Origin of the sequence: Fluviicola taffensis DSM 16823 (assembly GCF_943372375.1) — a bacterium.
Taxonomy (GTDB): Bacteria; Bacteroidota; Bacteroidia; order Flavobacteriales_D; family Crocinitomicaceae; genus Fluviicola; species Fluviicola taffensis_A.
Genome location: NZ_CALRYJ010000012.1, coordinates 1 through 12,176, shown reverse-complemented (window position 1 = coordinate 12,176; position 12,176 = coordinate 1). Strand labels below are relative to the sequence as shown.

General features: G+C 36.3%; 13 protein-coding genes. All 13 read right to left on the bottom strand.

Annotation, left to right across the window (positions count from 1 at the left end; all coding sequences use genetic code 11):
- Positions 1-64: 64 nt before the first annotated feature.
- Positions 65-781 (bottom strand): response regulator transcription factor, encoded by a 717-nt coding sequence (locus tag AAG807_RS15280; protein ID WP_341905737.1) that lies wholly within the window; start codon positions 779-781, stop codon positions 65-67.
- Complete coding sequence (locus AAG807_RS15275) at positions 778-1,887, bottom strand: histidine kinase (protein WP_341905736.1); 1,110 nt, start codon at positions 1,885-1,887, stop codon at positions 778-780. Before AAG807_RS15275 ends, AAG807_RS15280 begins: the two co-directional genes overlap by 4 nt.
- 233 nt (positions 1,888-2,120) lie before the next feature.
- The gene (locus tag AAG807_RS15270; RefSeq protein ID WP_341905735.1) at positions 2,121-2,501 is read right to left on the bottom strand and encodes a Rid family detoxifying hydrolase; all 381 of its coding nucleotides are present in this window, start codon (positions 2,499-2,501) and stop codon (positions 2,121-2,123) included.
- 122 nt (positions 2,502-2,623) lie between these two features.
- Positions 2,624-3,529 carry an alpha/beta hydrolase gene (locus tag AAG807_RS15265; protein ID WP_341905733.1) on the bottom strand — a complete coding sequence of 302 codons (906 nt, stop codon included), beginning with the start codon at positions 3,527-3,529 and terminating at the stop codon, positions 2,624-2,626.
- A gap of 36 nt (positions 3,530-3,565) precedes the next feature.
- The gene (locus AAG807_RS15260; RefSeq protein ID WP_341905730.1) at positions 3,566-4,387 is read right to left on the bottom strand and encodes an alpha/beta hydrolase; all 822 of its coding nucleotides are present in this window, start codon (positions 4,385-4,387) and stop codon (positions 3,566-3,568) included.
- A 114-nt stretch (positions 4,388-4,501) separates the two neighbouring features.
- Complete coding sequence (locus tag AAG807_RS15255; RefSeq protein WP_341905728.1) at positions 4,502-4,975, bottom strand: DNA starvation/stationary phase protection protein; 474 nt, start codon at positions 4,973-4,975, stop codon at positions 4,502-4,504.
- A 164-nt stretch (positions 4,976-5,139) separates the two neighbouring features.
- A complete protein-coding gene (locus AAG807_RS15250; protein ID WP_341905725.1) occupies positions 5,140-5,970 on the bottom strand; it encodes a helix-turn-helix domain-containing protein in 831 nt (276 codons plus the stop codon).
- 168 nt (positions 5,971-6,138) lie between these two features.
- Positions 6,139-7,263: a TlpA disulfide reductase family protein gene (locus tag AAG807_RS15245; RefSeq protein WP_341905723.1), complete on the bottom strand. Its 1,125-nt coding sequence runs from the start codon at positions 7,261-7,263 to the stop codon at positions 6,139-6,141.
- A 101-nt stretch (positions 7,264-7,364) separates the two neighbouring features.
- Positions 7,365-8,120, bottom strand: coding sequence for a LytTR family DNA-binding domain-containing protein (locus AAG807_RS15240; RefSeq protein WP_341905721.1), 756 nt, complete (start codon positions 8,118-8,120; stop codon positions 7,365-7,367).
- Positions 8,117-9,148 (bottom strand): histidine kinase, encoded by a 1,032-nt coding sequence (locus AAG807_RS15235; protein ID WP_341905719.1) that lies wholly within the window; start codon positions 9,146-9,148, stop codon positions 8,117-8,119. Before AAG807_RS15235 ends, AAG807_RS15240 begins: the two co-directional genes overlap by 4 nt.
- 39 nt (positions 9,149-9,187) lie before the next feature.
- The gene (locus tag AAG807_RS15230) at positions 9,188-10,072 is read right to left on the bottom strand and encodes a CPBP family intramembrane glutamic endopeptidase (RefSeq protein WP_341905716.1); all 885 of its coding nucleotides are present in this window, start codon (positions 10,070-10,072) and stop codon (positions 9,188-9,190) included.
- Positions 10,073-10,320: 248 nt separating this feature from the next.
- Entirely contained in the window at positions 10,321-11,211 is an 891-nt protein-coding gene (locus tag AAG807_RS15225; RefSeq protein WP_341905713.1) for an aspartyl protease family protein, read from the bottom strand.
- A gap of 67 nt (positions 11,212-11,278) precedes the next feature.
- On the bottom strand, positions 11,279-12,176 hold an 898-nt coding region (locus AAG807_RS15220), incomplete at its 5' end, for an AraC family transcriptional regulator (RefSeq protein ID WP_341905711.1).

Sequence of the window (12,176 nt, the reverse complement as noted above, 5' to 3'; positions counted from 1 at the left end):
AGATGTTGAAGTGGAATGTATCGAAGAACCGGCTTAAAATGCCGTCCGGTTTTTGTAAGAACGATCAACTCACCGATTTCCCATTGATAAATTCCTGGAATTTCGCCTTGTATTGCTCTGCGATCGTAATATAAACTCCATTACTCATCAAAACAGCACCTCGTTCTACAGCCCGGATATTCTCTAATGAGACGGTAAAGGATCGATGTACGCGCATGAACAATTTCGGATCAAGTTCGGATTCCAGTAATTTAAGACTTAACAAGGTGAGTATCGGTTTGCGTTCATCTTTGACCCAGATCTTGATATAATCTTTCAATCCTTCAAAATAGATGATGTCTTTCAAGTCAATCCGCAATTGTTTGTATTCCGATTTCACAAATATGAAGCCGTCATTCTTGTTTGAACCGGCATCTGCATGCATTTCAAACCATTCTTTAGCTTTGAGTGCTGCAGAATAAAATTCATTGTAGCTAAAAGGCTTGAGCAAATAGTCAAGTGCATTCACCTTATAGCCTTCCAGCGCATATTTGTCAAACGCGGTCGTAAAGATGATACGTGTTTCCTTCGGTGTATTCTTTGAAAACTCCAATCCCGACAATTCCGGCATCTGAATATCCAGGAAGAGCAGATCAACCTTGTTTTTATTCATAAACACCAATGCTTCAATAGCATTATTGCATACTCCCACACATTCAAGAAAAGGTGTGTTTTGAACGTATCTCCCGATCAGCTCTTGCGCCAAGGGCTCATCATCGATTATAAGACAGCTAATGATCATAATCCTTTTAAGTCAATGCGTAAACGTACCCAGAACAAATCGTTTTCAAAACCTTCAATCTCTTTGTTTTCAAACGGATCCATCATTTTGTTTTCGGTCATAATAGTGAGTTTGTGATGTCCCGGATACGATAACTCCAATCTTTTTCGAAGATTGTCCAAGCCGATCCCGGAACCACTGATATCAGATTCGTTTTTGGGAAAGTTCGTATTCCCACTGATAAATAACAAATGATCCTCCATTAGCTCAAGGCTGAAATAGATTTTAGAAGGACGTGTGGCCGATACTCCATGCTTGTAAGCATTTTCAATCATCGATATAAACAGAAGCGGGGCAATAAAGTACCTTTTTTCTTCTACTTCAGGGAAAGAGAAGGTCGTGATTGTTTTATCCGACTGACGAATCTCCATCAGTTTGATATAATTTATCAAAAATGAAATTTCATGAGCAAGATCGACTTCTTTGTGATTGGTCTCATAAAGCAGGTAACGCATTAACTTGCTTAATCCAAGTACGGTATCTTGTGCTTTCTCCGGCGAGATTTCAATGAGCGAATAGATATTATTGAGCGAATTGAAAAAGAAATGCGGCTGCAATTGATAGCGTAGATGTTCCAATTCCGATTCCAGGGTTTTATTCTCGATTTCCTTTTTTTCACCCTCTGTTCTGATCCAGCGTTCCGTAGCTCTGAGTGCTATTGCGAAGATAATCGGGATGAAAAATGAAAAGAGATCCTTGATTACAAAAAAAAGGCTGGGATGCATCTGTTCATCGGAAAATAGCTTCCTGACATTTTCCAACCCCGGTAGTTTTGGTCTGAACCAGTAATGCATTACCCAATTGACACCTAGAAAAAAAAGAATCAGACCCAGGTTGATCAGGCAATATAAAACAAACCGTCTTTCAAACAATAGTTTATCAGTCAGGACGATGTAATTACTGTAGAAAATAATCGCATAACAGATCAATGGAATAAGGTGACTCAATCCCGGCTGGAATTCATTGCCTATTCGTGGAAACATCATATAAGGAAGAAAAAACAACAGGAACCAGATCAGAATATGAATTCCTGTCCGGATCGATTTGCTTCTCGGATTTAGCCACATTTCACAAAGGTTGAATTTTAATTTCAAACTTTCGGGAAGAAATAGAAGATTGCGTTTTTTTTATAGATGAACAGTCTTATTTTCCTTTGAATGTCCATTCCTAAAAAAAAGCACGCAACTCCGTGAGGTTTTATCAAAGCATTTAGATCTCAGTTTAGAGGTGGTTGCTATCAAACCGTCATGGATAAATTTCAAACAGGAAATCACACATTTTTCCGAATAAAATTGATTAGTTACCTGCTTTTAACAGCAATACATTCTATTTCAAGCAGGGCATTTTTGGGTAAGGCAACTACTACAATAGTACTTCGGGCTGGAAATTGGTGGTAAAAATAACTGCTATAGATGTCGTTAACTTGTTCAAAATGGTTGATATCAGTAAGAAAAATGGTTGTTTTAATGATGTTATCTACATCGGAATCATTGTTTTTAAGAATCACTTTTAAATTTTCAAAAATCTGCTTCGTTTGTTCTTCAACTCCCTTTTTTAAAGTCTCTGTAAGTGGATCTATTCCAATTTGACCTGAGAGAAAAATTAAATCCCCATCGTTTCTGGCGTAGCTGTATGGTCCTATGGGTTTCGGCAAATTAGCTTGGCGGTTACTTGCTAACATATCAGTGCTTTTGCAAGAAAACAGTAAGCCAAGACTAAGTATCGCTATTCTATATATCATATGCTTGGTATTAAAAACCGAAAAGGCTGATTAAAAATCAGCCTTTTCGGTTCATGTTATCACTATTTAATAAAATTCAATAATTCAGTATTAAATTTTCCCAGCTCTTCAATAAACAAGGCATGACCGCTTTTTTCAAAAGGCACTAATTTTGAGTTTTTAATACCTAGGTGCATTTGTTCAGCCAATTCGTATGAACAAATTTTGTCTAATTTACCGTGAAGTATCAGTGTTGGGATTGTAATTTTCTTCAAATCTTCACGCAAATCACTATCTCTTAGCGTTTTTAAGCACTCGCCCATTGCATAAGGGGAAGCTTGAGCTTGAATTGTTCCTAACCAAGCCCCGTGACCAGCTGAAACACTTGTTTCATTGGCAGGAAAGATCGCTCCAAAAGTTGCAAACAACTGAGGTCTGTTGGTATTGTTTAGTCCTATTAAGCCGTCAACATCTTCTTTTGTCCAAAAGCCATAGTTAAAGTCGGCTCTTTTTGTCCAAATAGGCGCAGCTGCACCAAATAATGCCATTTTAGAAACGTGTGCTGCATGATACTTTGCCACATAATGAATTACCGTTGCACCGCCCATTGAAAATCCGCCAATAGTTGCATTTTCTATTTTAAGTTTGTCTAAAATCACCTTAATGTCGTCTGCAAAAACATCGTAATTGTAACTTCCTCCTGGTTTGTCAGATAAGCCGAAACCTCTTAATGTAATGCCAATTACCCGGTAACCTTTTTCTACGAAATAAGCGTACTGATACTCATACATGGCATCGCTCAATGGCCAGCCGTGGATCAAAACAACGGGGGCTCCTTCCCCAAGGTCGGTTACATGAAGTTTTACATTTTTTTCAACTTCTATATATTCTTCTCTACCTAAAGAGCCTGCTTTTCTATTGTTTTGTGCCAAAAGGCTATTAGTAAATAGAGAAACTAAAATTGCGATTGCTACTAGTGACTTTTTCATGTTATTTGATTTTTAAGAATTTGAAATATGGATGAATTATTGATTGATGAATTTTAAAATATCGTTATTGATAGTTGCTGCTTCTGTGGTAGGCATACCGTGTGGGAAACCCGGGTATAAAATAAGTGAGCTATTTTGCAGCAATTCGTGTGCTTTTACGGCTGTGGTAGCGTAAGGTACAATCTGGTCGTCTTCGCCGTGCAATACCAGCACCGGAATGGTTACGGTTTTTAAATCTTCGGTAAAATCGGTTTCAGAAAACACTTTCACACAATCATACTGAGCTTTAATACCACCCATCATGCCTTGTCTGTACCAATTGTCTTGTATTCCTTTTTTTACATCGGCACCTTCCCGGTTATATCCAAAAAACGGAATGGTAATATCTTGGTAGAACTGAGCTCTATTGTGTTGTGTATTGTGACGAATGTCGTCAAAAACTGCTAATGGTACACCGTTTGGATTTCTGTCATCGGCAATCATATAAGGTGTGATGGCACTAATCAAAACCACTTTGGCTACTCTGTCTTTGCCATATTTTGCAGCATATCTGATGGCTTCCCCACCGCCTGTTGAGTGTCCAACGTGTATCGCATTTTTGAGGTCGAGATGAGCGGTAAGTTCGGCTACGTCTGCTGCATAAGTATCCATGTCATTGCCTTGGTAAGTTTGGGTTGAGCGACCATGTCCGCGGCGGTCGTGTGCTATTACTCTGAATCCTTTTTCGAGAAAAAACATCATTTGAGCATCCCAATCGTCAGATGATAGCGGCCATCCGTGGTGGAAGAAAATGGGTTGGCCCTGGCCTAAATCTTTGTAATAGATTTCTGTTCCGTCTTTTACTGTTAACTTGTTCATTTTTCTTTTATTTAAATTGTTTATAATTAATTTGATAGGACAAAGTTGAGGCTATTTTTCGTGGGCAACAATGGACGCTTTTCGCTTTGAATTGCACTTTTTCCCCCGACTGATTTATTTCAAAAGTGTTCTTAAAATCCAAGCCGTCTTTTCATGGTCTTGCAGAAGGCTTGTGATAAGATCACTGCTGCCAAAGTCACCATACGCATCAGCAAAAAGGCTGATGTTATTTCGTAATTGAATGATGACCGTTTCGTGGGCTGATAATAAATCATTGATAAATTCGACACTCTTATTCGAGGTGAGGTCTGTTTCTTGCAAACTTGTCAATTCAAGAAATGCCTTTAAACTCGCAGGTGCAGTGAAACCCAAGGTTCTGATTCTTTCGGCAATACGGTCAATTGTTGAAGCCAATTGATTGGCCTGACTGTCAAATAATTGATGCTTGTCGTAAAAGTCAAGCCCTGCTACATTCCAATGAGCGTTTTTAGTTTTTGTAAAAAGTACATACTCATTGGCGAGTAATGTTGATAGCTCATCGGCTAGTTTCTTGCGATTGATTTCTGATATTCCGATATTCATTTTCATTTTGATTAATTTGTTGATGCAAACTTCCGCCAAATGGAGAAGGAACTCAATGGACGTATTTCGCCATGAATTGCACTTTTTGCTCTAATCTTTAAAAATGAAGCTACAGGAATAAAAAAAGCATGAATTTGGGTTCATGCTTGCAGAATAATTACAGTAAAAAATCAGAATAGTTTTCGAAATGAAGTTGGAGATGTGCCGGTATTTTTTGTAAAGAAACGGACAAAATAAGCATCATCATCATAGTTCAAACTGTACGCAATTTCTTTCACCGAAAGTGTTGTATGAGCCAATAGACGTTTGCTTTCTAAGATGATCCGATTTTTAATGATATCATTTGGAGTATCCTTGCTGAGTAAGCCTATTTTTTTACTCAGACTTTTGGGAGTGATCGCAAGCATATCTGCGTAATCGGCTACCGCATGGTGTGTTTTGTAATTTTCTTCCACCAATTTGCTGAACTTTCTTAAAAACTGAACATCCGAATATTGTTCATTTTCAGCCAGATGGTGTTGCTCTTTCCAAATCCGTGTGGACTTGAGAATTATTAGTTTCAACAAAATCCGGAGCATTTCCTCGGTACTGGCATCTTGCGACTCCATTTCAGATTTTATATCCGTAATGATTTTTTGAATATCCGCAGACTGGTTTTCATCCAATTCAATAAAGGGTACTTCAAAAACATTATTATACAAAATACCATCGCAAGCTACTTCCTGGTCGTGGATTTCGATACAATAAAAATCTCGGTTGAAATGGATTAGTTCAGCACCTGATAGGTCCTTGTCTAATGGCTGCACTACCACTTTGGGATTTACAAACAATAAAGCGTCGTGTGGCAAGATAAACTCCTGAAAGTCAATCTTTATCCCATAATGCTGCGGAATAAAGATGATTTTTATGTGATCTTCTATGGTATTTGTTGACTTGGTGGTATTGTTGTAAAAGGCCAAGTCGATGTTCCCAAATTGCTTGTAATTGAATTGCTTAATCATGTTTCATACCAATCAGCAACGAAGCTATGAAAAATAAAATTCTCAAAGATTATAAAAAGAATAAGAAATTCATGAAACAAAAAAAGGGAACTATTTCTGTTTACCTTTTGGAGTTAATATCAGCTATTTCGAACTAGTTGATTGCACAACCCTTGTTACCAGTTGGCATTATTTGTTCAACGCTTTTTCAATTTGTCCGGAAAAATCTTCGGAAAATCCGTCAAATTTTTGGACTAAATTTCCGTTGGAATTGAACAAATAAAAAGTAGGTGTTCCAAACACTTTATATTTGGCATAAGTATCACTCAACCTGCCTTCTTTATCCCAAAGAACATTCCAGTTTTCGCTGTGTTTTTCTGATAATCCGTCAAAACCTTTTTGGCTTTCATCCACATAAAATGTGATGATTTCCAATTTATCGTTTTGCATTTTTTTGATTTTCTCGAGTTCAGGTATTGCTTGTTGACAAAATCCACAAAACAAAGTTGAGAAATCCAACAAAACGTATTTCCCGTCAAAATAATCGGAAAAATTCACTTTTTTATTTTTTGAATTTAAAGCTGAAAAATCATAGAATCTGTCGCCGATTTTCAAATCCGGATTTTTAATATGCGTATTGATTGATTTTGCATAAACCGTTTTTTTGAAATCCGGTTTTAGTTGAGAAATTAGATTGGAAAGTTCGGTTTCAGAATATTGAGTTTTTGACATTTCCAAAAGACAAAGACCGTAGTAAGAATTTAAATTTTCCACAATAAAGTCTTTTTGAATTTTGTCTAATTTTTGATCAATAATTGTGATTTTTCCAAAAGGCTCAGATTTTCCCCAATATTCCCTTTGCAAACTGTCATTCCATTTTTTTTGGTCTCGAAGCGTAAACATTTCTTTTAAATACTTACTCCTTTCAATATTTAAATCTTTTCCAACGCTTACAAATTTGTATCTCAAATCATCATATTTTGAACCTTTGGTTTTTACGCTATGTGGAAAATCCTCGATTTTCGCATCGATTGTAATGTTTTCATTTCCAATAAAAAAAGAACTGTAAATCCAATCTTTTCCGTTTTCAATAAACAAATAAACAGAAGAAGGCGATTGCTCAAAATTTCCCTTGAGTTCAAATTTCCCGTTTTTTAGACGACAACTGTCCAAAGTAATATTTTCTCTGTCAATTTTCACAAGAGAATTTTCTTCAAACCCACTTAAATTACCCGAAATTTTGAAGTTGTTTTGTGCATTTGCCAGAAAGCAAAAAAGCGTCAGTGCTAAAGTTAGTATTTTGTTTATGTTCATTTTTTTCTGCGTTTTATTTATGCTTGCTGGTAAGCTAAGTCTAGAATACATTACTCTCCAATTTTCCAAATATAGTTAATTGAATCTGTTCTCAATAGTCGTTATTTGTCCATCCAGGCTTTAAATTTGGTGGCGCCTTCCCTACTCACAAAAACAGGTTTATCAAATTCCGGAATCAGCCGTAATTTTAGTTTCCCCTTGAACCACAACGAAATTTTAGATATGGCATCTATACTAACAATCAGTTGACGATTGATTCTGTAGAATTGAGCGGGGTCTAATACATGAATGAGCTCATCTAACGTGAATTTGACAGCATAGCGATCGCCATTTTTTAATACGATGTAAGTTTCGCTATCCTTAAAGAAATAAGAGATATTTGCGGTTGAAACGATTAATAATTCATCTGCTTTGTTGACCAAAAAGCGCTCTTTATAGGATGGATTGATCGAAACGGACTTTAAATCCTGAATGAAGCTATTGTAAGATTTAGGAAGACGATTTATACTCGACTTGTACTTCGTAATTGACTTTTCGATACTGTTCCTTGAGATGGGCTTTAGAATATAATCGATACTGTTTAATTCGAAAGCTTTGATCGCATATTCATCGAAAGCAGTTGTAAATACAATTGGTGAGGTGACTTCTACCGTTTCAAAGATTTTAAAGCTCACATCGTCGCTCAATTGAATGTCTAAAAAGATGAGATCAGGAGAATCATTTGTTTTAAACCAATGAATGGATTGCTCAACACTCTGCAACCATGAAATGATCTGAATCGTTGGATCAATTTCCAATAAGATGCGTTTCAGGTTCTCAAAAGCGCTTTCTTCATCTTCTATGATTAATACATTCATCCTATTATTTTCAGTAAAGGTAATTTAACCGAGAACAAGTTGTTTTCTTCGCGGATCTCGATGGTTTTGTTTGTAAGAAAGGTGTATTGTTCGGTTAATAGCTGCAGTCCTTTTTTTGTAGAATCCACGTTGTTCTTTAGGCTGATTGTATTCTCAACAACCAATGCATTGTCCTTTTGTTTAATCGTAAAGTGCATCGGACATTCGGCATCAATCCGATTGTGTTTGACAATATTCTCTAACAATAAATGCAGGGAAATTGGTGGAAGGACATAATCGAAATCGGTAACTTCTATAGAGTAGTTGAAGTTTTTACCGAAGCGTTTTTTTAGCAAGCGGGTGTAGCTTTCGGCAAATTGTACCTCTTCCATCAATGGAACAACCTCCGTTTCAGTTGTTTTTAAAATATAGCGATACATGTCTGACATTTCTTTTAAAAACTCAGTTGCAATCGCCGGATCCTGTCGGATTAATCCGGACAATGTATTCAGATTATTGAATAGGAAATGTGGATTTAGTTGACTTTTTAATGCTCTATTCTGAAGCTCCAATTCGTTTCGTTTTAATCGTTCATTTTCTTCGCTTTCAAGCCTCCATCGTTTGAAAAAATGGAGACTGAACAAAATACTCATAACGATCATTCCTTTTAACAGACCATCAAGTGAGATAATTGTAAGCAACGCCCAATTGAACAATGAAAATTCCGGATACCTGATTGAAACGTAAATACTCCTTAATGTAAAGAAGATACAATCGTTTAACAGGACAATTGCTATCACACCAAAGAGGAACAATTGAATATTCATCCGCCATCCTCTTTTCAGCAGTTTATTTAGTGTAAATTGGGTGAGCCACCAAATAACCCCAAATTGAGTTGAAATGATGAGTGCCGCGATCCAATCGAAACCGTAATCAGCATCTCGCCCCATAGTCATCATGAAAAGTGTAGTGTAGTAAATCAACCCAAATAATGGGATGAATACCCAAGGGTAAATGCGAAAGCTGTTATTTTGGGTTGTGTTTGTCATTTAATGAGCGGAGCAGTAAAGATAAATTTTGTTTCTTTCCTACTTGCAGATTTTTTTGAATAGCCCTTTTTTACTGGCACTCCTCACAAGCAAGAATACACAAATCCCAATGAATGGACGTGTAACATCCATAATCCATGTTGGGAGATCATAAAATTCAATTCGGACCAATGCTCCCAATTTCCAATTTTCGCCAGCAAAGGAAAAACCAAACCAATTGATGCCGGTATGAACTCCTATAGCCAACCAAATGGAACCGGAATAATAGTAAACCCCTGACAAGGCATAGGAGGTTATAAACAAGCTTATCGCATAAGAGATGCTGAAATCGCGAACAACAAAATGAGCGAGTGTAAAAAGAACTCCCATTAGAATGAAAATGATGTGAGGATTAAGGTGTTTCCGAAGTGCTTCAATAGGATAAGCCCGACAGCCCAGTTCCTCAATGAGCGAGTTCCAAATTAACACCCCGAAGAAGAAATAGCTATAATAACCAATATACGCAGGTATGGAAATCTTGTTGGGAATTACAGATACAAATTTGACCTCACCTGCACTTATTCCCAGTACCAGGTATTCCAATCCAAACATAAACACGCCTACCATAAAACCAATGAAGAAATCCGCCGTGGTGGATAAACCGTTGGTTCTAAAGCCGAGATCAGCGAGTGTTCTTTTGTGCAGATATTTCTGTGCAAGGCCAATAATTGCAATCGAGCAAGCGCCAAAAAGAAAGAAGAAAAAGACGTTACCAAATTCAACCTTCATTCGAACATCATGTTCTTTCATCAGATCTACTCCAAACAGCAGAGCGAGCTGAACGATGGGAATCAGTATAGCTAATGAAGACAAAACAACCAGAAAAACCGTTATTAGTTTAAGGTAGAGTTTCCCTTCGCAAAGTGTTCTGAATTTTTCCAGCATATTGTTGAATTTGATCCAACAATGCTAATGCAATCTTCCGGTTTGACAGAGATAAAAGCAGCTTAAGCCGCAGGATTTTAATGTGAAGCAGGATTAAATGCCACTGAAAGAATGATGTATTGCGCTTTACAGTTTTGGGGACATCCATCTATGCGCAACCCAACAAAGGGAAGAGATAAATTGAAGCTTTAATTGAAGTCATTCAGTAACATCTTTGGCAACACCTTGCTAGCTATTCGACCGTGTTCTTATTCTACCAGTGATTCTAAATAATAGGAATGAACCAAATTATTTACTTTCAAATAAATTGTATTATTCCCAAAATCCATAAATAAATGAAATCTCTTTAAAAAGTTATTTCCAATAATATCATTGTTTTCAACTGAACTTTCGGTAGTTGCCAAATCAATTGGAATTCTATAGAACCGATAGTTTTTTATTCTTAGCTCATCCAACAGCACCAAATCATTCTCTATCAAATTGTTATCAGAACCTCTGGACACTGAATTGCCAATTTGAATCATTTCACCGAATAAATGACGTTTTCTACCTAATAGATTACTGATCATTAATGAACCGTCAGAACCTGTATCCAGTTCGTACCAATCACTCATTTTTTTACCCTTCACAACCAGGGTTAATTTTACAAAAAACAGGTTATCAATCTTTTTGCATTTCAATTTCATGTATTCCTTCGGAATTTCAGGGAGCTTATCGTGAATGATCATTTTTTTAATTCCGTAATTGATATTAACCACCTTGTTCTCAAAGTAGGTCCAACCAATTATGCCATCTTCCAGATCATCTTCATAGTCCAGGACAAGCAACTTGTGTTCTTTTTTGTGAAAGGTGCTGATGTTTATTTCATTTTTTGAAGATGTTTCAACCAATGATACTCCGCCAACACCAACATTTTCCTCTGTTCCATCAATTTTTACAGCTGCTTTATCTAAAATCGATTTTTTTATGGCACAAACATCTGCTCCCGTATCGTACATGAAATTTAATTCATCCGAATTATTGACCCGTACTTTTAGATAGATTTTATTGTTTTTACCAATGGTAAAAGGTATGGTATCCTGTGCCGATAAACTTGTTTGAAACAAAATGAACACAAGGAATAATTTAGTTCTCATCATTTTAATGCTATTTTCTTAGCAAAGAACGGAATATTAGTATGGATAAAATAGAACAGAATTAGCCTCATTAAAGTTTTTGAAAATATTTAGGATTTAACCCGGTGAAGGTTTTAAAAACTCTGATGAAATGACTTTGGTCTGCAAAGCCACAAAGAAGAGCAATTTCTGTTAAAGAACAGTTGGTGTTTTTTATCAAAGTAAGGCTTCTGTCTATTCTTAATTTTCTGACGTAATCTCCATAGGAACACCCGAAATACTTACTGAAGTTCTTAGAGATGGTAACAGGATGTATGCCTAAACGGACGGATAATTCAGACAAGCTGTGATTGATGTTCCATTCATCATTCAAAATATCCCTGAGTTCATAAAGCCATTTAACCACTTGATAATTAGTTGTTTTAACATTGTTTAAAAAGTCCAGCAATACTACCTGAATGGCTTTTTCTGTTATTGTATCATTTAATTGAAGTTCGGAATGAACTTTAAGCATAAATAACCGACTGTTAAAACTATTGTCAACTACATTTTTTAATGCCGCTTCTGACAAATCATTTTCTTTCAGGAAATGAGTGTCAATTTCTAAGTTTAAGTTCTTTGTCTGTTCGTTTGTCGGAATTGTTTTATGTAGTTCTCCTGAATGATAGAACAATACATCTCCACTACTTTTTACGGATTTCTGAGATTTTTTATATTCATAGTTTCCACCATGAAGGATAAAACTCAAATGAGGATTTTCGTGATAATGAAACTCCGAATTATAATTGTCGGTATAAGTTGTTTTGCTAGTTATAAAACCTGCGTATTCCTTCAAGTTTTGGATCATTCTCAAAAGTTGGGGAGGAATTTGAATAGAATTTAGAACTTTGGAAAAAAAAGCGATTGGATCCACAAATTGAACTATTGAAACTGGTACTTCCAGAGTTATTGGTTGATTTCTTTGACTTAATGAAAGTTGAAAAGCAAAA